Here is a 23,582-nt window from a genome sequence, read left to right on the forward strand (position 1 = left end):
TTCGCGTAAAGTGGCGATGAAGCCCGGACTCCGTCGTCCGGGCACGAGGAGGACTCCATGCGCTGCACCCTCGGGGTGGACATCGGCACGTCCAGCAGCAAGGGCGTGCTGGTGGATGCCGGCGGTGGAATCCTGGCATCGGCGACCAGGGCGCACGATGTCGATCGTCCGCGCACGGGCTGGGTCGAGATGGACGCCGCGATCTGGTGGGACGAGTTCGTCGCGATCTCGGGGGAGTTGCTCGCCGCAGTCCCGGACGCTGAGATCGTCGGCGTGGGCGTCAGCGGAATGGGCCCCTGCATCCTCCTCGCCGACGAGCATGACGTCCCGGTGCGCCCGGCGATCCTGTACGGCGTCGACACCCGTTCGACCGTGCAGATCGAGCGCCTCACCCGGGAGCTGGGCGTCGACGACATCACCCGCATCGGCGGGTCGACGCTGACCTCGCAGGCGGGCGGACCGAAGATCGCCTGGGTCGCCGACGAGGAGCCCGCGGCGTGGGAACGGGCGCGGCGGCTGTACATGCCCGCGACGTGGCTCGTGCGCAAGCTCACCGCCGCCTACGTGCTCGATCACCAGTCCGCCAGTCAGGTGTCCCCCCTCTATGACATCGAAGGCGAATGCTGGCACGGCCCCTGGTGGGACCGATACGCGGCGCATGTCGAGCAGCCGACTCTGCAGTGGGCGGGAGATGTCGCCGGCGAAGTCACGGCCGAGGCATCGGCGCTCACCGGAATCCCCGCAGGCACTCCCGTGATCACGGGCACGATCGACGCCTGGACCGAGGCCGTCAGCGTCGGCGCGCACGAGGTCGGCGACCTGATGCTGATGTACGGCACCACGATGTTCATGGTCTTCACGAACGGTGCCGAGACGCTGCGGACGCCATCGATGTGGACCACGGCCGGTGCTTTCGCCGGCACCCGCAACCTCGCCGGCGGCCTCTCGACCTCGGGCGCGCTGACGGCCTGGCTCGTGGGGCTGACCGGCGCCGACTATCCCGAGCTGCTCGCCGAAGCCGAGACCTCGGGGGCCGGAGCGCGGGGCCTCCTCGTCCTGCCCTACTTCGCGGGCGAACGCACGCCGATCCAGGACCCGGACGCCCGGGGGGTGATCGCGGGACTCACGCTCGACCACACCCGCGGTGACCTCTACCGGGCCGCGCTCGAGGCCACGGCTCTCGGGGTGCGCCACAACGTCGAGACCATGCGCGCGGCGGGTGCGGACATCCTCCGCATCGTCGCGGTCGGCGGCGGCACCCAGGGGCGCTTGTGGTTGCAGATCGTGTCCGATGTCACCGGACTCGTGCAGGAGGTGCCCGCGACCACGATCGGGGCGAGCTACGGGGCGGCATTCCTCGCCGCGACCGCGACGGCCGCACCAGACGGGACTCCGGTCATCGCCGACTGGAACCCGATCTCCGAGCGCATCCACCCCGACGAGGCGGTGCGCCCGCTCTACGACGCCCTCTTCGACCGCTACGTGCGGCTGTACGAGGGGTCGAAGCCCGTCGTCCACGAACTCGCCGCTGCCCAGCGCGGCACGCCCGCGACCATCGACAACCCGACCCCCACCGCCCCGGAGGCATCATGACCACCTACACCCTGCCGACGCCGGCGACCCGTCCGGCCACCGCGCCGAAGACGGCATACATCATCACGTCCGGAGACCTGCGCGAGTCGGCGAACGTCGCCGGCTGGCCGACGCAGGTCGAGCTGGAGAGCGGCGTGACCGGTGTGCTGAACGCGCTCGGCTGGGAAGTCATCCGCCCGTTCGGCGTCGACCCCGAGACCGGCCATGGCTTCATCTCGAGCCAGCGGATGGGACTCGAGGTGTTCAAGAGCATCCCCGTCGATGCTCCCCTCGTCGTCGCCATCGCCAACTGGCAGTACTCCCACCACGTGCTCGCCGGTCTGCGGTCGCATGAGGGGCCGATCCTCACCGTCGCGAACTTCGCGGGGGACTGGCCAGGACTCGTCGGGCTGCTCGGGCTGAACGCGGGGCTGACCAAGATGGACAAGCCCTATGCGACGACGTGGTCGGTCGACTTCACCGATCAGTGGTTCACCGACGGCATCAGGGAATGGACCGAGACCGGTGCCATCGCCCACGACGCCTCGCACGTGCGCGCACTGCCCGCACTGCCGGAGAGCCCCGAGAAGCAGCTGGGTGAGGCGCTCGCGGCCGAGCTGCGCGCCGAGAAGGCGATCATCGGCGTCTTCGACGAAGGATGCATGGGCATGTACAACGCGATCTTCGACGACGAGCTGCTCAACGGGACCGGCATCTACAAGGAGCGGCTGTCGCAGTCGGCGCTGTACGCCGAGATGCTGAACGTCACCGAGGACGAGGCGGATGCCGCCTACGACTGGCTGATCGATGCGGGCATGACGTTCCGCTACGGCGAGGACGCCGTCACCGAGCTCACGCGCGAACAGGTGCAGTGGCAGCTGAAGATGTACATCGCCGCGCTCCGCATCGCCGACGACTTCGGACTCGATGCGGTCGGCATCCAGTACCAGCAGGGGCTCAAGGACCTGGTGCCGGCGTCGGACCTGGCCGAGGGCATCCTGAACTCGACCGAGCGGCCGCCCGTCACCTCGCGCGACGGCTCACGCGTGCTGCACGAGGGGCGCGCGTTCCCGCACTTCAACGAAGCCGACGAGGGGGTCGCGGTCGACGCGCTCGTGACCGACCGGGTGTGGCGCGCGATGGGTCTCGTGCCCGACAACACCCTGCACGACGTGCGCTGGGGTGAGGACTACGACGGGCAGTTCGTCTGGGTCTACGAGATCTCCGGCTCGGTGCCCGCCTCGCACCTGGGCGGGTGGCAGAACGCCGAGGGCTGGCGCCAGGGCCACGTGTTCTTCCCGGCCGGCGGTGCGACCATCAACGGCGTCTCGAAGCCGGGTGAGATCGTGCTGTCGCGGGTGTTCATCGCCGAGGGGATCCTGCAGGCCGACATCTTCCGCGCCTCGGTCGTCGAGCTTCCTGCCGAGGAGACGCAGCGGCGCAAGGACGCCACCAACCCGGAATGGCCGATCGCGCACGTGGTGCTGCACGGCATCTCGCGTGACCAGTTCATGGCCCGCCACAAGGCCAACCACGCGCAGCTGGTCTACGCCCCGGATGCCGAGACGGCCGACAAGGCCCTGATCGCGAAGGCCGCGATGTTCGCCGGCATGGGCATCAAGGTCAACCTGGTGGGAGACGTGGCGGTCTGATCGGCTCGGGAGCTACTGCGATCGCCAGAAACGCGTCGCGAGATTCGTCAGCTCCGTGTCGAGGTCGCCGAGCGTCGATTCGATGCGTCCGAGTCGACCGTCGACGCCGTCGATGCGCGCCGAGAGGAGCGGCCAGGTTGTCGCGGTATTCCGGTGTCCGTGGGTGACGTCCCCAGTCGTTGTGGGGAGGTCGCCGTCTGCCGTCCCGGTGCAGGAGGAGAGGAACCACCTGCCGATCGACTTCTTCACCTCCGTCCACTTAAGCGATATAGTCGGCCGCAGGTCGCACCGATGCGGCCGGGTCTCGATATCGATGAAGAAGGAGACGATCTGCCATGACTCAGTCACACGTCAAGATTCACCGGTTCCGAAAGGGGCTCGCGGCGCTCGCCGGGGTGGCGCTCGCCACGGTCGGAGCCGTCGCCGCCTCGCCGGCTGTCGCCGAGAGCTCCGCGACCGATCCGAAGGTGGTGGCGTACGTCGAGGTGAACTCGAACGATTTAGCGAACGTGGCCGACTACACGCTGGCGGATTCGGGCAAGCCCGCCGTCGACATGGCGATCATCTTCGCCGCCAACATCAACTACGACGGCGAGAAGGCATACCTGCACTTCAACGACCGCGTCACCGCGACGCTCGACGATGCTGAGAACCAGATCCGCCCTGTCCAGGCGCGCGGCACCAAGGTGCTGCTCTCCGTGCTCGGCAACCATCAGGGGGCGGGATTCGCGAACTTCACCTCGTACGAAGAAGCCGATGCCTTCGCCGCCCAACTCGCCGACGCGGTGACGACCTACGGGCTCGACGGCATCGACTTCGATGACGAGTACGCGCAGTACGGAGTCGACGGCACGCCGCAGCCCAACGCGCAGTCGTTCGGATGGCTGGCGACGGCTCTCCGCGATCGCCTGGGCCCCGACAAGATCATCAGCCTGTACGCGATCGGCGAGACGTACACCGTGACCGACTTCAGTCAGTTCGACGTCGCGGGCGTGATCGACTACGCCTGGAACCCTTACTACCCCACGTACGACGCGCCGACCATCCCGGGCTTCGGGGACAAGACCCGCCTCGGGGCTGCGGCGATCGACCTCGCGAACGTGAGCTCGTCGACGGCCACGGACTTCGCCGAGCGCACGGTGGCCGACGGGTACGGCGTGTACGTCGCGTACAACTTCACCGCGACGGACCAGTCCGCGCTGCTGTCCGGGATCACGCAGCAGCTCAAGGGAGAGGCGACGCAGTACACGGCTGCGCCGTGATCCGGCCACATGCCGCGAGCCGGCCACGTGCCGTCTCGAGTGCTCAGTCCAGATCGAACACCTCGAGCTGACGGATCGTGACCTCGGCCTCCGCACGCACGCGGAGCGCCGGGGTCACGACCCGGTCGGTGAGCGTGAACGGCGTCGTGCGATCGCGAAGCAGAGCCTCCTGATGCGTCGTCGTCACGGGAGTCCAGTTCTCGTCCGCTCCCAGGATCTCCCAGCCCAGTGCAGACGAGTTCGAGGCGGCCGTCGTCGTCACACTGAGGTCGCTGACGCCGCGCGGCTCGGGGAACCGCCACCCGACCCACTCCCCGGCGCGGAGGGTGACGCCGGGATCGCCCACCGGATCCCCGTCGTCGAAGACGCGCTCGGGGTGCGCGAGCGCCGCGGAGGAGATGACCTCGCCCCCGGTCGATGTCAGGTCCGCGCGCCAGGGTTCGGGGGTGTCGCGCGGAGTCGGCTCGCCCGTCTCGAGCGCGCACACGGGGTCGACGCCGAAGACCAGGTCGAGCACGGCGTCGCCGCCGAGAGCGTCGATCGGCAGCGTGGCCGACGCCAAGGGGGCCCCGTCGAGTCGCGCCTCCTGCAGCACGTGGGCCGAGGGGGAGGAGCGTCGGGACCGGATGCGCAGGGTCGAGCCGTCGCCGCGATCCACGCGGATGTCGTCGAAGAGCGGTGATCCGATCCGCAGATGTCCGGAGGCGAGCTCGAGCGGGTACAGCCCGAGCGCCGCCCACAGCCACCACGCGCTCATCTCGCCGTTGTCCTCGTCGCCGGGGAAACCCTGGCCGATGTGCCCGCCGGCGAACAGCCGTCCGGCGAGCTCGTTCACGAGGGGCGCCGACCGCCACGGGCGATCGCTGAACGCGTACATGAAGGGGATGTGGTGAGCGGGCTGGTTCGAGATCGCGCACATCCCGGAACGCAGCGCCCTCGCCTCGCGTTGCTCGTGGATGACGGTGCCGTACGCGCCGCCGAACCGTTCGTCCGCGGTCTCCGGCTCCGCGAAGAGGGCGTCGAGGTGGCGGCCGAGGCCCGCTGGACCCCCGTAGAGCTCGGCGATGCCTGCTCCGTCGTGCACAGCCCCGACCGACATGCCCCAGGCATTCGTCTCGACGTTGTCTCCGCCCCAGGATCGCGGATCGAATCCGGGGGTTCGCGCACCGCTGTCGTCCCTTCCCCGGAAGAACCCCGTGCCCTCGTCGAACAGCGTGCGATACGACCGGGATCGATTCGCGAAGTACCGGGCGAAGGATCGATAGCGTGCTGATTCCGATCCGGATCCGACGTCGGAAGCCCGCTGCGCGGCGAAGCGGCCGAGTGCGGCATCGCTCACCGCGTTCTCGATGCTCCAGCTCATGCCCTCCGGTACGTCCGAGGAGATATACCCCGTGAATCGGCCCCTCGCGATGCCCTTGCGCCCGCGGCGTGCGTCCGGCCCCGGCTCGCAGGCGTTCCGCCACCCGCTCTCGAATGCGCCGACCCGGTCGAACTCCACGCCCCAGCGGGCCGCGTCGGCGAAGATCTGGTCGCTCGAGGTGCCGACCATGCTGTCGACGTACCCCGGCGCGCTCCATCTCGCCATCCACCCTCCGCGGCGATACTGCTCGAGCTGGCCGTCGAGCAGCGTACCGGCGAGCCCCGGATCGAGCAGGGCGAGCGCCGGCCACTCCGTGCGATAGGTGTCCCAGTACCCGTTGTTCACGACGAGCTCCCCGTCGACGGCCGGTGCGCCCTCGCCCGAGGGGTGTCGTGCGGCGAACACATCGGCGAACCGCCAGGCGGGCGTCTCCGGGGTGCCCACGTTCTCGGCCGCGCTGTTGGGGTACAGGTGCATGCGGTGCAACGCCCCGGCGATCCGGGAGCGATGCTCTTCGTCGGCGAGCGTGCGATACGGAAGGTCGGCGTCGGGCAGCGGCGGGATCGTCACGCGCGACAGCAGCCGATTCCACGAGGCGGCGCCGGCGTCTCGCAGTTCCTCGTAGGCCACCGAGGGCGGTGCCTCGGTCTGCAGAGCATGCCGGGCCTGCTCCACCGACAGGAAGGAGAGGCCGATCCGCACCTCGAGCGATCCGCGTCCGGCGACGTAGCCCGCGACCTCGCCGCGTCCGTCGTCATCGAGCGGGCCGTGCTCGGGAGCCCCCACGGCCCCCTGCACGTCGCCCCTGGCAGGCAGGATGGCGCCCGCGAAGTAGCACCGGGGCGCATTCCCCCACTCCTCGGATCCCTCCGGGATCCACCCCTCGAATCCTTCGGCGTCCGTCCAGGCGAGGTGCCCGTCGTCGGTGAGCTGGTCGATGACGAAGCCGACCGGGGCATCGGGGTCTGCGCTGTGCACGCGGAAGACGGCCCCGTGCGCGGTCGCGGTCATCTCGACGCGCAGGCCGTCGCCGAGCTCCGCCGCGTACTCGTGCGGTCGCGCACGCTCGGAACCGCGAGTGATCCAGCGGCGGCGGCCGGCGCGGTGCGAGGTGGGCGTGCCGAGGAACGGCATCAGCTGCAGCACGGAACGATCGCCGATCCAGGGGCTCGGCTGATGGGAGAACTGCAGGGCTTCGAGACGACGCCCCTGCGGGTCGTCGTGCACGAAGGGGCGGTAGGGCCATCGGGAGTCCTCCGCATCGGTCGCCGGCGTGACGAACGTGAATCCGTGGGGGAGGGCGACCGCCGGGATGGTGTTGCCGCGCGAGAACCGCGGGCCGGAGTGCGAGCCGCGTCGGGTGTCGACGCGTTCCACCGGCGCGACGTCGGCCGGCGTCGGCGCCTTCTGCTCGACCTCGACCTGCACGTAGCCCGTGCATCGGGCGGGGAGGTCTGCGGCGTGGAAAAGCGAAGCGGTGCCGAGCACGAGCTCGACCACACCGCGGTGGCGTGCCGAAGGGGCGAGCGAGACGGTGTCGGCGTTCCACTGCTCGGGCAGGCTCCACCGGGCGTCGAACTGTGCTTGCGCCGTGACAGGGAAGTCGTAGCGGTCGCGCACGGCGGCGACATCGCTCAGTCGGGTGCCGTCGGCGAGGCGCACGTCGACGGTCACGGCGAGGGCCGCGTGCGGGGCCAGGGTCGCATCGGGACCGTCGGCGTAGAACGCCCAGTGCAGCACGGTGTCCGGGGTGATCTCGAGATCGTCGAACCCCGGGACGTCGATCCGCTGCTCGCCGGCGGAGGGGTCGAACACGAAGGCGTGCACCGGGCTCGACAGCACACCCGAGCGGGGACGGGACGACGGGGGATCTGCCGGCCCGTCCGCCGGCGTGAGATGCACGGCGCTCACCCCTTGATCGCGCCCTCCTGCACGCCCTTGAAGAAGAACCGCTGCGTGAACGAGAACATGATGACGATCGGCACGAGAGCGATCATGGTGCCGGCCGCGATCAGACGCGGGTCGACCGAGAAGCTGCTGTTCAGGTAGGCCATCCCGACCGTCAGCGTGTACTTCGACGGGTCGGACAGCACGATCAGCGGCCAGAGGTAGTCGTCCCAGGCGCCGATGAAGGCGAAGATCGCGACCACCGAGACCATGCCGCGGATGTTCGGCCACACGATGTGCCGGATGCGCTGCCAGGTCGTCGCACCGTCGACGGTCGCCGCATCCAGCACGTCCTTCGGGATCATGCGGCAGGCGGTGGCGATCAACAGCACGTTCATCGCGCTGATCGCGCCGGGGAGGAAGACGCCCCAGAGGGTGTCGGCCAGGCCCAGGGCGCGGATCGTGAGGAAGTTGCTCGTCACCGTGACCTCGCCGGGGAAGAGCAGCGTCGAGAGCAGGATCCCCATGACGATCCACTTGCCGCGGAACCGCATGCAGCCCAGCGCGTAGCCCGCGAAGGTGGCCAGGACCACGTTGCTGATGACCGTGCCGACCGAGACGAGCAGCGAGTGCCAGGCGTACAGGTACACCGGGACGATGTCGGCGACCCTGGTGTAGTTCTGCAGGGTCGGCTCGCGCGGGATGAGCTCGGGCGGGAAGGAGTAGATGTTCTCCTGGGCGCCCTTGAACGAGGTCGACAGCTGCCAGAGGAACGGCCCGATGACGATCACGAGGACGAAGAGGAGGAGCGCGTATCGGCCGATCAGCCCGCCGAGGGTCGGCTTGCTGAAGTCGCCGGAGCCGCGGCGGCGGAACATGCGCTCGCGGGTCGGTGCAGCCGGCTCCTCGGAGGCGCGGACGTCTTCCGCTGAACGGGGTGGCGTGAGCGTGCTCATGCGGAGACCTTCGCCTTCTTCTCGCGATTCATGACGGCGATCGCGACGAGCGGGATGAGGGTGAGCAGGAACAGCGCCACGCTGATGGCGGAGGCGTACCCGATGTTCCCGTTGAGACCGGATCCCACCTGACGGATGAGCATCACGAGCGACATGTCGTATCCGCCGGGACCGCCCGTGCTCTTGGACAGCACGTCGAGCTCGGCGAAGACCCTCATCGCCGACACGGCGATGAGCACCGAGATGAGCAGCATCGCGCCGCGCACGGAGGGGATGGTGACGGAGAGGAACCGGCGGAACGAGCCGGCGCCGTCGAGCATCGCGGCCTCGTGCAGCTCCTTGCCGACGTTCCCGAGCGCCGCGAGGTACACGACCATGTAGTAGCCCAGGCCCTTCCAGACCGTGAGCAGGATCGCGCAGCCGAGCAGCAGCCACCGGTCGACGAGGAACGCCATCGGCTTGTCGATCAGCCCGAGGAACTCGAGCGTCTGGTTGATGATGCCACGGCTGTCGAACAGCCAGGTCCAGATGAGGGCGACCACGACCACCGAGGCGATCACGGGGAAGTAGAACGTGGTGCGGAAGAACGAGATGCCGGGGAGCTTCTTCTGCACGAGCAGCGCCAGCAGCAGCGGGAGGATCGTGAGCAGCGGCACGCACACGACCACGTAGATGAGGCACGTCGTCAGGGCGTTCCAGAACATCTCGTCGCCGAACATGCGCTCGTAGTTCGCCCCGCCCACGAACTCGGGGTTCCGCAGCGGCCGGGCATCGGTGAAGCTGAGGAAGACCGTGTTCAGGAAGGGCCAGAGCGCGAACACCAGCACCCAGGCGACGGCAGGCCCGAGGAGCAGCCAGGGTGTGAACCACCGATGGGTTCTCATCGTCTTCCTGCCGGCCCGGATGCCGGTGTTCGCACGCATGGCTTACTTGTCCACGCGGTTGGCGTTGGCGTACTCGACGATCTTGTCGAGCTGGGCCTTGGAGTCCGCCTCGCCGTTGACGGCGAGGGCGATCTGCTGGGTCATGTAGGTGGCCATGTCGGAGGTCCACTGGAACGGCAGCGCCTTGGCATCCTTCATCGCGCCGAAGACGGTATCGATCGCCGAGAGCTGCTTCTCGTCGGTGACGGTGGAGGCGATGTTGTCGACGACCTCGTCGCCGCCTTCGGCGGTGCCGGGGGCGGTGCCGACGGCGAGCGACGAGAAGGCCACCTGGTTCTCCTGGTTCGTCGCGAACTCCGCGAATGCGAGTGCGGCTTCCTTGTTGTCGGAGTCGGCCGAGACGTTGAGGCCCTGCACGTACAGGGGCGCGATGCCGAGCCGCGGCGTGGCCACCGTGCTCGCGAGCAGTGCCGGTGCGTCCTTCTGCAGATCGGTCGTGAAACCGGTGCCGCCGGTCGTGAAGGCGACCTTCTCCTGGATGTACGCCTCCGCATTCCCGCCGTAGTCGCCGGTCAACGCCTCGGCGGGCATCGCGCCCGCCGCGTACGCGTCGGCGTACTTGTCGATGATCGCGGCGGCCTCGTCGGTGTTGAAGTCGAACTCGCCCTTGTCGTTGATGACCTCCATGCCGGCGGCAGTGAAGGTGTCCAGCGCCGGGATGGAGGAGAGGAGCTGCACCTTTCCGCCGGACTCCGTCGCCACGTCCTTCGCGAGCGTGAGGAGTTCGTCGACGGTGGTCGGGAGGTTCTCCTGGGTGACGCCGAAGGGAGCGAGCTGGGCGAGGTTCCACCAGGACGCGTCGCTGGAGAGGTACCACGGCAGCCCGTAGGTGCCTTCCATGCCGGGGTACTGGCTGTAGGCCTCCCAGGCGCCGGTGTTGTAGCCCGACTTCAGGTCGGGATCGGCGGTCTCCAGGTCGACCAGTTTGCCCGCCGCCACCAGCGGGTAGGCGATGTCGGGCGGGAGGTTCAGCACGTCCGGAAGAGTGTCGGCGTTCGCCTGGCTCAGGATCTTGTCCTGGTAGCCGTCGCCCGGCTGGTCGAGCCACTCGACGGTGACGTCGGGGTGCTCCTTCTCGAAGGCATCGATCAGGTCTTCGAAATAGGGAGTGAACTTCTCGTTCTTGAGCGACCATGTCTGGAACTGGATCGTGCCGCTGAGCTCGCCCGAGGTGTCGATGGGGCCCGAGGCGCCGGAAGAGCCCCCGCCTCCCGTGCAACTCGTCAGCGCCAGAACGCCGATGCTGAATGCTGCCAGAGCGACAATGCGTGTGGGAACTTTCATCGTGCTTCTTCCTCGAGGCGGGCGAATCCGCGTGACGTCCGGATCAGCGGCCTGCGCACACCGGGGACTACAACGCTTTAGCAGATGAAACCATCCGATCCCCTCCCTGTCAAGACGGTCCGTCGACGGAATACCGGTGACCGGCATCGCAGGGTGGATCACCTGTTGCTCAAGCGTTATAGTGGTGCGAAATCCGCCCTCGCCGAAGGGCATGTCCGAAAGGCCTGACACATGACGCAGCGCGGCGCCCTCGATGCTCCTCTGAGGTTCGGGGCGAACTACACGCCGTCGAAGAACTGGATGCACTCCTGGCTCGACTTCACCCCCGACGACGTGCGCCGCGACTTCTCGGCCCTCGCCGAGCTCGGCCTCGACCATGTCCGCGTCTTCCCGCTGTGGACCGTGCTGCAGCCGAACCGCACTCTCATCCGCGAGAAGGCGATCGACGATGTGCGCGCCGTCGTCGACATCGCCGGCGAGTTCGGCATGGACGCCAGTATCGACGTTGTCCAGGGGCACCTGTCGAGCTTCGACTTCGTGCCGTCGTGGTTGTACACGTGGCACGACAAGAACATGTTCACCGATCCGCGGGCGCTCGAAGGTCAGGTCGCGCTCGTCGACCGGCTCGCCCGGGGTCTGCGCGACGCTCCGAACTTCCTCGGGCTGACGCTCGGCAACGAGACGAACCAGTTCTCCGCGCACACGCATCCCTCTCCCTGGCCGGTCACGCAGGACGAGGCCGGCGGCTGGATCTCGGCCCTGCTGCAGGCGGCGGAGACCGCGGCGCCCGGGCTCCCGCACGTCCACAGCGAGTACGACGCCGTCTGGTACATGGACGGTCACGGCTTCACCCCGGCGCATGCCTCGCGGCTGGGGGCGATGACCACGATCCACTCCTGGATCTTCAACGGCACCGCGCAGCGCTACGGTGGCCGTTCCGTCGCTTCCGATCGCCATGCCGAGTACCTGATCGAGCTCTCCCGCGCCTTCGCGACCGACCCCGACCGCGTCGTATGGCTGCAGGAGGTCGGGGCGCCCTCGAACTGCCTCGCCGATGACGAGATGCCGGATTTCCTGGAGGCGACGGTGCGCTCCGCCGTGCGCACCGAGAATCTGTGGGGCATCACGTGGTGGTGCTCGCATGACGTGAGCCGTGACCTCGGCGACTTCCCCGAGTTGGAGTACACCCTCGGTCTGATCGGTCAGGACGGTGCAGCGAAGCCCATCGGCCGCCGGCTCGCCGAGATCATCCCCGAGCTGCGGCAACGGGTCGCGGCGCCCGCGAGAGACACCGCGATCGTCGTGGACGTCGACGAGCGCGAGGTTCCCGTGAGCCGGGCGGCGCTGAGCCCCGGCGGAGCGGTGTTCCAGGCCTGGGTCGACGCGTGTGCCGCCGGCCTCGATCCCGCACTGATCACGTCCCGTGACGCGCTCGATCCCACTGCGCTCGATGCGCGGGGGATCCGCCGACTCATCCGTCCCGATGCATCGGCCGATGTCGTCGACCCCTACGGATCGGTCAACACCGTCGTTCCGAGCTGAGGGCGGCTCACCCGAGGCGGGAGGGCGGGGCCGTGCTCTCGCGCGCGGTGAGCACGGGTGTCGGACCCTCGACGCTGGGCAGGTTGGCTCCCGCCTCGATCTGCTGCAGCAGGAGAGTGGCGGCGCGTTCGCCGAGCTCGAAGGTGTCGCGCGTCATCGCCGTGATCGAGGGGTTGATCAGACCGGCGATCACCGAGTCGTCGAACGAGGCGAGCGAGACGTCGCGCGGAACCGCGCGTCCCATCTCCTGCGCGACGCGCAGGCCGGCGACGGCCATCACGTCGTTGTCGTAGACGATCGCCGTCGGTCGCTGCCGGCCCGACAGCAGCGCCCGCGTCACGGCGGAGGCGCGGGCGGGCGAGAAGTCGGTCGTGATGACCTCGCCCTCGAGGCCGTCGACGGTCATGCGCTCGAGCACCTCGGCGCGCAGTCGCGTGTGCTCGAGTTCGGCCGGACCGGCCACGTAGGCGATGCGGGCGTGGCCGAGGGCGGCGAGGTAGGAGAAGAGGGTCTCGGCGACCGTGTCGTCGCCGATCCAGACGCTCGGCACCGAGCCTTCGGGGGAGGGCTCGGACCCGATCATGACGGCGCGCGCGTCGAGGGCCTCGATGCGTCCGATGCGCGGGTCGTCGTCGCGGGGGTCGATGAAGATGAAGCCGTCGACCTGGTTGGAGGAGCGCCACTGGCGGTGCACCTCCATCTCCTCCGCGATGTCGGCGACCAGTCGCAACTGCAGGCTCACCTTGCTCTCCGACAGCCGCGACTCGATGCCCGCGATCAGGTCGGTGAAGAAGGCCTCGGAGCCGAGGGAGCGGGCGGGGCGGGCGAGGGCGAATCCGACCGTGTTCGCGCGGGCCCCGACGAGTGCCCGCGCCGCGGAGCTCGGCTGCCAGCCGTTCTCCTCGACGATCGTGAGGATGCGATGCCTGGTCTCGTCGCTCACGCCGGGGCGGCCGTTCAGCGCGAACGACACCGCACCGGGGGAGACCCCCGCCATGCGCGCGATATCGGCGATCGTCACGCGTTTCGCCGGGCTCATAGTCCCTCACCCTACTTGATCGGTTTAGCCTCGGGAAAGAAGCGCCGACGTGCCTTAGACTCTTCGACTAGATCGCTTTAGTACACCAGATAGCATCAGTCGCAGCGCATCACCAGCAGACCCGAATCAGCCCTCACCGTCGAGCCCGGAGATCCCCCCATGCATGACGACACGTCGCTCGCCGAGGTGGGCACTCGTCTGCAGTCGGCAAGAGGTGAGGAGATCGCGCGATGGCTGGCGATCCCGCAGCCGACGACCCTCGCGCTCAGGGTCGGGGCCTGGCGCCCGTCATCCGTACGGGTCATCGCCGAGGAGCCCGAGTACGCGCGGGAGGCGGAACGGCTGTCGGGCGAGCTCGCAGCCCTCGGCATCCCGAGCGGCGAGGCCGCGGTGATTCGGCTGCGGCGCGGGGACGCCGACGGCGACGGCGACACGGCCGGCGACAGCGAGTCGTTCGAGATCGACGTCGACGCCGACATCGACGTGCGGGCGGCCGGAGCCGCCGGAGCGTTCCGGGCGACGCGACAGCTGCTGCACAACCTGCGCGCGCAGGGGCGGGTGCCGAAGGGGCGGGTGTCATCGGTCCCTGTGGTGGCGGAACGGGGCTTCCACCTCGACGCCGCCCGCCGCTACTTTGCTGCCTCGTGGATCATCGCACTGCTGCACGCGCTCGCCGACGTCGGGATCACGACGTTCCAGTGGCACGTCTCCGACAACGAGGGTTTCCGCATCGGGTCGACAGCCTTCCCCGAGATCGTCTCCCCCGCGCACGTCACCCGCGTGGAGGCAGCGGCCGTGGCGGACGCGGCCGCTGACCTGCACATCGACCTCGTGCCCTCGCTCGACATGCCAGGGCACCTCCGCCACGCCCTCTCCGTGCACCCGGAGCATCGGCTGCCGGCAGCTGGCGGACCGTGCACCGACCATGCGCTCGACATCACCCGTGCCGAGTCCATCGACTTCGCGTCGGCGCTGATCGACGACGTCGCCGCCGTGTTCCCGCACAGCACGAACTGGCACCTCGGCGGAGACGAGTTCGTCGACTTCGCCCGCATCGACGAGTACCCCGCGCTCGCAGAAGCGGCACGAGAGCGGCATGGGCCATCCGGCACCGGTTTCGACCTGCTGACGGGTTTCGTGAACGAGATCGCCGTGCATCTCCGTGCGAAGGGGCTCGCCCCCCGGGTCTGGAACGACGGGATGCTGCGTAGTGGAGAAGTCGTCCTCGATCACGACATCGTGCTGACCTGGTGGACGAACTGGCATGCGCAGATGCCGTCCCTCGGGGTGGGCATCGAAGCCGGCAATCCGCTGGTGAACTTCCACGATGCGCTGTTCTACTACGTCCTCGGAGAGAAGGCGGGCTACCTCTACCCGACGAGCGAGCGCATCTGGGAAGCCGACTGGCATCCCGGGCTGTTTCCGTCTCTTCCTGGCGGGGCGCGGCAGGAGATCCGGCCGCCCTATCCGCAGCGGCTCCTCGGAGCGTCGTTCTCGGTCTGGTCGGACGATGCCGCAGCGCAGACGCCGGTCGAGGTCGCAGACGGCATCCGTCGACCACTTCGCGCCATGGCCGAGCGCGCCTGGAACGGAGGGAGCTCGCTCTCGCACGACGACTTCTGCGCGATCGATGCGGCGATCGGTGTCCCGACTGCCGTCACCACGACCGCATCCACCAGCCACACGACCGCCACCAGCCACACGACCGCCACCACCCACCTTCGAGCCCGGAGATCCACCCATGCATGACGACACCTCGCTCACCGTCGGCCGCGTCAAGCGCGTACTCGAAGAGCGCATCCGCCCGGCGATCCACTCGGCCTCCGTGCCGTTGGACGTCGAGATCCACGAGCTGCCCGGCGAGCCGATCGCGCCCGCGGAGGGACTCGCCCTCGACTACGCGCCCGGCGCTGTCGGCGCTCCCTGGGGTCCCGCGTGGGGCACCACGTGGTTCAAGCTCACCGGTCTGGTGCCGTCCGAATGGGCGGGGCGGCGTGTCGAAGCTCTCATCGACCTCGGCTTCGACGTGAACATGACCGGTTTCCAATGCGAGGCCCTGGCCTATCGCCCGGGTGGCGCGGACGGCGACCCGATTCCCGTGAAGAGCATCAATCCGCGCAACCAGTGGGTTCCGATCGCCGAGACGGCTGCGGGAGATGAGCCCGTCGAGCTGTACCTCGAGGCCGCGTCCAACCCGGTGCTCCTCGACTACCACCCCTTCCTGCCCACGCAGGAGGGCGACATCCTCACCTCCTCGAAGGAGCCGCTCTACCGCGCGCGGCGGATGGACCTGGCCGTGTTCGAGCAGGAGGTCTTCGACCTGTCCCTCGACCTCGAGGTGCTGTTCGAGCTGCAGGCCGAGCTGCCGGCGACGTCGCCCCGCCGCATGCGCATCCTGCAGGCCATGGACGATGCCCTCGACGTGCTCGATCTGCAGCACATCGTGCAGACCGCTCCCGACGCCCGCGCCCGCCTCGCCGAGGTGCTGGCCGCTCGGGCCGAGGCGAGTGCGCACCGCATCTCGGCCGTCGGGCACGCGCACATCGACTCGGCCTGGCTGTGGCCGGTGCGCGAGACGATCCGAAAGGTCGCACGCACGACCTCGTCGATGACGACGCTCATCGACGAGCAGCCCGAGTTCCAGTACGGCATGTCCAGCGCGCAGCAGTACGCCTGGATCAAGGAGCACCGCCCCGAGGTGTGGGAGCGGGTCAAGGCCGCTGTCGCCTCCGGGCGATTCCTGCCGCTGGGCGGCATGTGGGTCGAGTCCGACACCGTGATGCCGACCGGCGAATCGCTCGTGCGGCAGTTCTCGCACGGGCAGCGGTTCTTCGAGCGCGAGTTCGGCATCCGCTCGAAGGGGGTCTGGCTGCCGGACAGCTTCGGCTACTCGCCCGCCCTGCCGCAGCTGATGCGCCGTGCCGGTTTCGAGTGGTTCTTCACGCAGAAGATCTCGTGGAACCAGCAGAACGTCTTCCCACACCACTCGTTCCTCTGGGAGGGCATCGACGGCTCGCAGGTGTTCACGCACTTCCCCTCCATGGACACGTACAACTCGCAGCTGAGCGGCATGGAGGTCGCGAAGGCGTCGCGCCAGTTCAAGGAGAACCGCCTCAGCTCGCGGTCGATCGCTCCGGTCGGCTGGGGCGACGGCGGCGGTGGCACCACCCGGGAGATGACAGGCAAGGCCGAGCGCCTGCGCGACCTCGAGGGCAGTGCGCAGGTGGTGTGGGAGCACCCGGACGTCTTCTTCGACGCGGCGAAGGCGGAGCTGCCGAATCCGGCCGTGTGGGTCGGCGAACTGTACCTCGAGCTGCACCGCGGCACGCTCACCAGCCAGCACGCCACGAAGGCGCTGCACCGTTGGGCCGAGCACGCGCTGATCGAGGCCGAGCTGTGGGCCGCGACCGATGCCGTGCGCACCGGCGCCGACTACCCGCAGGCCGAGTTCGACCGGTTGTGGCAGGCCGTGCTGCTGCACGAGTTCCACGACATCCTGCCCGGCACCTCGATCGCGTGGGTGCACCGCGAGGCCGTCGCGGTGCTGTCGGATGTGCTGTCGGACGCGCGCGACATCGCCGATGCCGCCCGCCGCTCGCTCGCCGGCGACGGTGATCGCGCACTGCGCTTCGAGCCGACGTCCGTCGGGTATGCCACGAAGGGCGGCCGCGCGCTCGGGGCGGCGTTCGTCGCCGAGCCCACGGCAGCACCGGTGTCGCTCACGGAAGAGAATGGCGGCTGGCGCCTGGAGAACGAGCTCGTGTCGGTGCTCGTCTCGGCCGAGGGACTCATCGTCTCGGCGGTCGACAAGGCCTCCGGGCGTGACGCCGTCGCGCCGGGTAAGGCCGCGAACCTGTTCCAGCTGCACCAGGACTTCCCGAACATGTGGGACGCGTGGGACATCGATCGGTACTACCGCAACAGCGTCGACGACCTCACCGGGGTCTCGTCGATCGAGGCCTCGGTCGTGAACGGCGTCGCGCAGATCGTGGTCGTCCGTGCGTTCTCGGAGTCGACGATCACCCAGACGATGCTCCTCGCTCCGGATTCGCGCACCGTGCTGCTGCGCAACGAGGTCGACTGGCACGAGACCGAGAAGCTGCTCAAGCTCGCCTTCCCGCTCGACATCCAGGCCGCGCACACCGAGGCCGAGACCCAGTTCGGGTTCCAGTCGCGCGTGACGCACACCAACACCAGCTGGGAGGCCGCGAAGTTCGAGACGTCGATGCACCGTTTCGTGCTCGTGCGCGAGCAGGACTTCGGCGCCGCCCTCGTGAACGACTCGATCTACGGCTACGACACGTCGCGCGAGGTCTCGGACGATGCCGTGACCACGACGGTGCGGCTCTCGTTGCTGCGGGCGCCGCGGTTCCCCGACCCCGACACCGACCACGGCGTCCACGAGATCGAGGTCGGCTTCGTGATCGGCGCGGATGCCGCGATCGCCACGGCCGAGGGCATCCGGATCAACACCCTCCCGTCGATCGTGCGCGGTGAGCGGGAGGTAGAACCGCTCGTCTCCGTGCAGGGCGAGGGGATCGTCGTGTCGGCCGTCAAGCTGGCGGACGACGGCTCGGGTGATGTGATCGTGCGTGTGTACGAGGCGCTCGGCCGTCGCGCGGTCGGTGAGCTGTCGGTCGGGTTCGCACACCGAGACGTGCGCGAGGTGAGCCTGATCGAGGACGACATCGACGAGGCGCGGATCGGTGGCGAGCTGCGGCTGCGCCCGTTCGAGGTGCGGACGCTGCGCATCGTGCGCTGAGTGAAGTGTGATCAGGCGCACGCGCGGGATCAGGCGGAATGTCCGCGGAAGGGCCTGATCTCGCGTGCCTGCCGGTTGTGGCGACCGGTGCCCGGGAGGACGATGGCGAGATGGTGAGCATCGAGGATGTGCGCGCGTTCGCCCTCGCCCTTCCCGGCGCCGAGGAGTCGGTGAGCGGTCACACGGGTGAGGCTGCCTGGCGGCTGAAGAGCGGACAGTTCGCGTGGCTCCGCGGCCCGAGCGCGACCGACCTGCGGGAGCTGGCGGAGCTCGGACGTGAGTGGCCGGCGGGAACGGTGCTCGCGGTGCGCGTCGCCGACCTCGAGGAGAAGGAGGCGCTGCTCGCCGCAGAACCCGACGTGCTCTTCACCATCCCCCACTTCGACGGATACCCCGGATTGCTCGTGCGTCTCGACGCCGTCGACCGCGCCCGGATCGAGGAAATCATCACCGACGCCTGGCTGGTGCGGGCGCCCTCCCGCGTCGCGAAGAAGTGGCTCGCGGAGCGCGGGCTGGAATGAGAGAGGCGCGGACGTGGACGTCGGCCAGGCGGCGCGGTCCTCGCTCGCGGCGCTCCCTCGCGATCAAAGCCCCGTCGAGCTCGCTGGATCGGAACCATGTCCGGCCGCGGGCGTCCCCGGCGATCCACTGCGAGACGAGATGGTCTCTAACCGGGGGCGCTTCCACGAAGTATCCGACGGGAGCCAGATTCCTGAGCAGCAGTCGGCGAATGGAAGGCCCGAACCGCACGGGCAATCTTCCTGATCCTCGATCGGTCGATCGGGGACCATGTCTCCCGACGAGAGTGTGTCGTCGTTCTCATCGATCCACTCATTCATGCCGGTACGCCAATACGTGTCCATGCCGAGGTGCCAGGCGGCGGATTCACCCAGGACCTGTGCGGTGTCCTCGATCCACCGCGCCGCAGGTCCCAGGAACGCCGTGAAATGCCACCCGGCCAGAACGATATGTGAGAGGCAACCCCCGAATCCCCGGAACTGGACGATGTTGGCCTGTGCCCGTGGGTTGACATCCGGTATGACCGTGTTGGCGAGCCGATAGCCCTCCACGGCGAGTCGGCTCGCAGGGTAGACGTCGGACACGATCATCTTCACCAGCTCATTGGTCTCGCCGCGTGAGAGCGAGTTTCGGGAGTAGAGCGTCGCTGGTGAGAGATGTGCCTTCAAGACGATCCCCGCAAGCGCCCTCTTCACAAGCGTCGTGTCGACACCAGCCAAAAGGACGTCGCCGTCGGACGGCGACGCCGTGACAGAGATGGATGTGAGCGCTGGGGTTGTGCCGCTGGTCAGGGTGGAGAGGTAGCGCTCGGCATCTCCCAACCGCTGGTCACACTCCCGGCAGAACAGGTAGCTCTTGATGAAGTCCTGTCGTTTCGTGACGACGCCGCGAGAGTTGTAGACGCCGAGCAGCCCGCCTTCGTTCTTCGCCCAGCGGGCTGCCCACTTCGGCGTGACGTGCCCCAGGACCAACGGCTTGACCGTTCGGCACAGTCCGCATGGCTGAACGACTTCAGCTCTGAGGTCACTCCCGACGATGAGCGACGAGCGAGGCCCTTCGATGATGGCCTCGCGGCTTCGCGTGGGGCGAATCGCACCAGACACGGCTCTCGGCTGTCTCTGCTCCCGTCTCCTCGATGCATTTCCCACGTCGGCAATGTTTCCATAGCATCGACGTGGCAGTGATGCGCTAGAACGGGAGCATGACTTCAGACGTGACGGGGATCGGCGGCCTCTTCTTTCGCAGCAGGGATCCGGAGGCACGGGCCACGTGGTATCAGCAGCATCTCGGCATCAGCGCCGGTCACACCGGCACCTGGCAGCAGGACGCGGGGATGACCGTCTTCGCGCCGTTCCCCGCCGACAGCGACTACTTCGCCGCCGACCAGCAGTTCATGCTGAACCTGCGCGTCACCGACATCGAACAGCTCGCCGTGAGGCTGGAATCCGAGGGCATCCCGGTGGAGCGCCGAGACGAGTGGAACACCGAGGAGTACGGGACGTTCGCCCGCATCCACGATCCCGAAGGTCTCGCGATCGAGCTGTGGCAACCACCGGCGGAATCGTCTTGAACCGAGCCGCTTCCGCGCTCAGGCCGGATCGAGGCGCAGCACGTCGGGCGATTCGCCGCCGGTGAGGTCGTCCGCGATGCGGAGGCTGCGCGCCAGATCGTCGAGCGCGCCGATCAGCGTGCCGAACCGTTCCTTGTCGCTGCACACCGCGGTCAGGGTCACCAGGTGGGTCCCGGTGTCCCAGGTGTACGTCGCGAACGGCGGCGACGCCGGCGACGGCGGCATCGGTACCAGCAGCTTCTCGCCCACGCCGAGCCGGGTGGGGAACGACTCCGTGTCGTCGTAGTCCATCGGCATCGAGGCCCGCGCGATGCGCACATCCGGCGTCAGGACCTGTGCGGTCGCCATCGCCACGACAAGCTCCGGCTCGGCCTTCCACGTCCACACCAGCACGCGTCCGTCTGCCCGCTTCATGAGCATCGGCGCCGCCTGGCTCATCGCCCACGCGCCGAACTTCGAGCCCGGCCGCTCCGTCGCCCCCACGGCCGCATTGACCTGACCGAGCAGCATCCGGATCGCGGCCTTGCGGTGGCGGCGGCCCTTCCAGCCGAGCGAGTCCGTCACGGGAATCCACAGCTGGGGATCGGCGTCGGCAGTCAGTCGCATGGCTCCACGGTATCGGCTGCACCTGAGGGATGCCCGGTACGCCTCGGCCGCGCGAACAGGGCCCTCGGGTAGAGTGGCCAGCGCCCGACCAGGGCTTTCCCTTGGCCGCCACATCGTAAGGCAGCATGTCTGTGACCTCCTCCGACGATCCGATCGATCCGTCGAGCGGCCCCGCCGCCGAACCCGCGCCCCGACCATTGAAGATCGTGATCGGCTGCGACACGTTCGCGCCCGACATCAACGGCGCCGCCCGGTTCGCCGAGCGTCTCGCCGCCGGCCTCGTGCAGCGTGGCCACGACGTGCATGTCGTCGCCCCCAACCAGGCCTATCGCCGTGCGCAGCCGCACACCGAGGTGATCGAGGGCGAGCCGATGACGCTGCACCGTCTGCCGTCGTTGCGCTGGGCGCCGCACGACTGGCTGCGCTTCGTGTGGCCGTGGCGCTCGAAGCACTACGCCCGCAAGGTCCTCGACCATGTGCAGCCCGACGTCGTGCACATCCAGTCGCACATCGTGATCGGCCGCGGTCTCGCGTACATCGCGCACGAGCGCGGGATCCCGGTCATCGCCACGAACCACGTCATGGCCGAGAACATCCTCGACCACACGACCATGCCGAAGTTCATCGACGACCTGGTCCTCAAGTTCGCCTGGGCCGATGCGAAGCGCACCTTCGACATGACCCGCGCGATCACCACTCCCACCCGTCGCGCCGCCGACTTCCTCGAGAAGACCGTCGAGGTGAAGGGTGTGATCCCGGTCAGCTGCGGCATCGACCGCACGCAGTACACGCCGGTGATCGCCCCGCGCGACGAGAACCGGATCATCTTCGTCGGCAGGCTCACCGCCGAGAAGCAGGTCGAGGTCATCCTCAAGGCGATGACGAAACTCGACCCGGCGCTGGAGACGACGTTCGACATCGTGGGCGGCGGCGATCAGCGCAAGCAGCTGGAGCACCTGACCGCGCAGCTCGGACTCGCCGACCGTGTGACCTTCCACGGACGGACGAGCGATGAAGAGCTCCGCGCCCTGCTGTCGCGCGCGAGCCTGTTCGTGATCGCCTCGATCGCCGAGCTGCAGTCCATCGCGACGATGGAGGCCATGGCCTCGGCTCTGCCGATCGTCGCCGCGGACGCCGTCGCCCTTCCGCACCTCGTGCACCACGGTGAGAACGGATACCTGTTCGAGCCGGGCAACGTCGATGCGCTCGCCGCGCGCCTCACCGACGTGCTCACGGCGGAGCCCGCGGAATACCAGCGGATGCAGCAGGCATCGCTCGACGGCGTCGCCATCCACGACATCAACCGCACCCTCGACACCTTCGAGGCGCTGTATCGCGACGAGCCGCTGCCGGAGTAGCACGCATGCACATCGTCTTCTTCGGCGACCAGCACCTCGACTCGCTCGGCGGTGCGCAGGTGTCGATGCGGCTCCAGCGGGAGTTCCTCGAGCGTGCCGGTCACATCGTCACGGTGGTCGCCCCGAAGATGCACGGGTCGAGCCATTCATCCGGCTCGCACGGCGGCGCGTACATCGACCTGCCGTCGATGCCGATCACGACGGATCGCGAGTACGCGATGAGCTGGCCGGGGCGTGGGAGCGACCGCTTCCTCGACAAAGCCATGACCCATCGTCCCGCGGTGGATCTGGTGCACGTGCAGGCCGACTTCTGGGGCGCGTTCATCGGGCACCGTTACGCGCAGCGCCACGGCATCCCGGTCGTGCACACCATGCACAACCGCGTCGACGTCGGCATCGCCGCCGTCACCCCGCTGCACGGGCCGGTGCTGGCGGCGCTGAACATCTGGCGCCGGATCGCGATGCGCGGCATCGGAGTCCCCGTGCCCGGCACCGACGGCTGGGCGTTCCTGCGAGGACTCGCCGCCGGAGCATCCGCCGTCACCGCGCCCTCGACGCACTTCGCCCGCCGCCTCGAACAGCACGGTGTCTTCCCGCACGTGGACGTGATCTGGAACGGCATCGACGACGACCTCCGCGCGCAGACGCTCAACGCCGGGCCCGCAGACCGCACGCCGGGACGCCCGCGCTTCGTGTGGCTCGGCCGGATGAGCCCCGAGAAGCGACTGCTCCCGTTCCTGGAAGCGTTCATCGCCTCCGGCATCGATGCGGATCTCGAGATCATCGGCGGCGGAGCGCAGCGTTCCGCGGCAGAGAAGATCGTGCGCGGGCGTGGGGGCATCCGATTCGCCGGCCGGTTGACCTACCCGCAGACGCTGGCGCGGATCGCCGCGGCCGATGCCCTCGTGCAGACGTCGATCGGCTTCGAGACCCAGGGCATGACCCCGTTCGAGGCGGCGACGCTCGGAACCCCGTCGGTGATCTGCGACCCCGACATCGCGGCGGAGCTCGGCGGCGGACTCTGGGCCGTTCCGGATGCCGAGGAGTCGGCGAGCGGACGAGACCTCGAAGCCCAGCGCACGGCAGCACTCGCCGAGACGCTGCGGCAGGCCGCATCCGATATCGCCGCGGGCACCGCACCCGCCCCGCTCCCCGAAGTGGCCGAAGCCTTCCGGCAGTCGTCGCGCACGGCGGCGATGGTCGAGGTCTACCGGAGGGTTCGCGCCGACAGCTGAACCGGCGCTGGCTCAGAGGTAGGCCCTGGCT

General features: G+C 68.7%; 18 protein-coding genes. 10 read left to right on the forward strand and 8 right to left on the reverse strand.

The window, feature by feature from the left end; all coding sequences use genetic code 11:
* Positions 1-57: 57 nt before the first annotated feature.
* Positions 58-1,593 carry an FGGY family carbohydrate kinase gene (locus tag GLO27_RS13125; protein WP_029259340.1) on the forward strand — a complete coding sequence of 512 codons (1,536 nt, stop codon included), beginning with the start codon at positions 58-60 and terminating at the stop codon, positions 1,591-1,593.
* Complete coding sequence (locus GLO27_RS13130) at positions 1,590-3,224, forward strand: fucose isomerase (protein WP_167255270.1); 1,635 nt, start codon at positions 1,590-1,592, stop codon at positions 3,222-3,224. Before GLO27_RS13125 ends, GLO27_RS13130 begins: the two co-directional genes overlap by 4 nt.
* Before the next feature lie 12 nt (positions 3,225-3,236).
* Here GLO27_RS13130 and GLO27_RS13135 read toward each other — a convergent pair whose 3' ends face one another.
* On the reverse strand, positions 3,237-3,572 hold the full coding sequence (locus GLO27_RS13135) for a hypothetical protein (protein WP_167254873.1): 336 nt from the start codon (positions 3,570-3,572) through the stop codon (positions 3,237-3,239).
* Here GLO27_RS13135 and GLO27_RS13140 point away from each other — a divergent pair.
* Entirely contained in the window at positions 3,560-4,486 is a 927-nt protein-coding gene (locus GLO27_RS13140) for an endo-beta-N-acetylglucosaminidase H (RefSeq protein ID WP_208323788.1), read from the forward strand. The genes GLO27_RS13135 and GLO27_RS13140 overlap by 13 nt on opposite strands.
* Positions 4,487-4,529: 43 nt before the next feature.
* On the opposite strand, the gene GLO27_RS13145 is transcribed toward GLO27_RS13140, so the two are convergent.
* Genes GLO27_RS13145 through GLO27_RS13160 form a run of 4 tightly spaced genes read right to left on the reverse strand, consistent with a single transcriptional unit; the run spans position 4,530 to position 10,920 of the window.
* Entirely contained in the window at positions 4,530-7,760 is a 3,231-nt protein-coding gene (locus GLO27_RS13145; RefSeq protein ID WP_167255272.1) for a GH92 family glycosyl hydrolase, read from the reverse strand.
* Positions 7,757-8,692 carry a carbohydrate ABC transporter permease gene (locus tag GLO27_RS13150; RefSeq protein ID WP_136024635.1) on the reverse strand — a complete coding sequence of 312 codons (936 nt, stop codon included), beginning with the start codon at positions 8,690-8,692 and terminating at the stop codon, positions 7,757-7,759. The genes GLO27_RS13145 and GLO27_RS13150 overlap by 4 nt, the downstream gene beginning before the upstream one ends.
* Positions 8,689-9,615: a sugar ABC transporter permease gene (locus tag GLO27_RS13155; RefSeq protein ID WP_021201716.1), complete on the reverse strand. Its 927-nt coding sequence runs from the start codon at positions 9,613-9,615 to the stop codon at positions 8,689-8,691. The genes GLO27_RS13150 and GLO27_RS13155 overlap by 4 nt, the downstream gene beginning before the upstream one ends.
* Before the next feature lie 3 nt (positions 9,616-9,618).
* A complete protein-coding gene (locus tag GLO27_RS13160; RefSeq protein ID WP_021201717.1) occupies positions 9,619-10,920 on the reverse strand; it encodes an extracellular solute-binding protein in 1,302 nt (433 codons plus the stop codon).
* Positions 10,921-11,151: 231 nt separating this feature from the next.
* Here GLO27_RS13160 and GLO27_RS13165 point away from each other — a divergent pair, with 231 nt between their 5' ends.
* Positions 11,152-12,462: a glycosyl hydrolase gene (locus GLO27_RS13165; protein WP_167255274.1), complete on the forward strand. Its 1,311-nt coding sequence runs from the start codon at positions 11,152-11,154 to the stop codon at positions 12,460-12,462.
* A 7-nt stretch (positions 12,463-12,469) separates the two neighbouring features.
* Here the strand turns inward: GLO27_RS13165 and GLO27_RS13170 are convergent, their stop codons facing one another.
* On the reverse strand, positions 12,470-13,501 hold the full coding sequence (locus tag GLO27_RS13170; protein ID WP_021201719.1) for a LacI family DNA-binding transcriptional regulator: 1,032 nt from the start codon (positions 13,499-13,501) through the stop codon (positions 12,470-12,472).
* Positions 13,502-13,660: 159 nt separating this feature from the next.
* Between GLO27_RS13170 and GLO27_RS13175 the strand changes: the two genes are divergently transcribed.
* The 3 genes from GLO27_RS13175 to GLO27_RS13185 all read left to right on the forward strand — a co-directional run bounded on the left by GLO27_RS13175 (position 13,661) and on the right by GLO27_RS13185 (position 18,784).
* Positions 13,661-15,250, forward strand: coding sequence for a family 20 glycosylhydrolase (locus GLO27_RS13175; RefSeq protein ID WP_021201720.1), 1,590 nt, complete (start codon positions 13,661-13,663; stop codon positions 15,248-15,250).
* On the forward strand, positions 15,243-18,263 hold the full coding sequence (locus GLO27_RS13180; RefSeq protein ID WP_167255276.1) for a glycoside hydrolase family 38 C-terminal domain-containing protein: 3,021 nt from the start codon (positions 15,243-15,245) through the stop codon (positions 18,261-18,263). Before GLO27_RS13175 ends, GLO27_RS13180 begins: the two co-directional genes overlap by 8 nt.
* A 110-nt stretch (positions 18,264-18,373) precedes the next feature.
* Positions 18,374-18,784 (forward strand): MmcQ/YjbR family DNA-binding protein, encoded by a 411-nt coding sequence (locus GLO27_RS13185; protein WP_031208403.1) that lies wholly within the window; start codon positions 18,374-18,376, stop codon positions 18,782-18,784.
* A 63-nt stretch (positions 18,785-18,847) separates the two neighbouring features.
* Here GLO27_RS13185 and GLO27_RS20280 read toward each other — a convergent pair whose 3' ends face one another.
* Positions 18,848-19,930, reverse strand: coding sequence for an SEC-C domain-containing protein (locus GLO27_RS20280; RefSeq protein WP_167255278.1), 1,083 nt, complete (start codon positions 19,928-19,930; stop codon positions 18,848-18,850).
* Positions 19,931-19,983: 53 nt separating this feature from the next.
* Between GLO27_RS20280 and GLO27_RS13195 the strand changes: the two genes are divergently transcribed.
* A complete protein-coding gene (locus tag GLO27_RS13195) occupies positions 19,984-20,352 on the forward strand; it encodes a VOC family protein (RefSeq protein ID WP_029259327.1) in 369 nt (122 codons plus the stop codon).
* Between the two features lie 18 nt (positions 20,353-20,370).
* On the opposite strand, the gene GLO27_RS13200 is transcribed toward GLO27_RS13195, so the two are convergent.
* Positions 20,371-20,958 (reverse strand): hypothetical protein, encoded by a 588-nt coding sequence (locus GLO27_RS13200; protein WP_029259326.1) that lies wholly within the window; start codon positions 20,956-20,958, stop codon positions 20,371-20,373.
* Positions 20,959-21,083: 125 nt separating this feature from the next.
* Here GLO27_RS13200 and GLO27_RS13205 point away from each other — a divergent pair, with 125 nt between their 5' ends.
* Together GLO27_RS13205 and GLO27_RS13210 are read left to right on the forward strand one after the other, a co-directional pair.
* On the forward strand, positions 21,084-22,316 hold the full coding sequence (locus GLO27_RS13205; protein ID WP_021201726.1) for a glycosyltransferase: 1,233 nt from the start codon (positions 21,084-21,086) through the stop codon (positions 22,314-22,316).
* Positions 22,317-22,321: 5 nt separating this feature from the next.
* On the forward strand, positions 22,322-23,551 hold the full coding sequence (locus GLO27_RS13210) for a glycosyltransferase (protein ID WP_167255280.1): 1,230 nt from the start codon (positions 22,322-22,324) through the stop codon (positions 23,549-23,551).
* Positions 23,552-23,582 lie beyond the last annotated feature (31 nt).

Source organism: Microbacterium sp. Be9 (assembly GCF_011754135.1).
Classification (GTDB): domain Bacteria; phylum Actinomycetota; class Actinomycetes; order Actinomycetales; family Microbacteriaceae; genus Microbacterium; species Microbacterium maritypicum_A.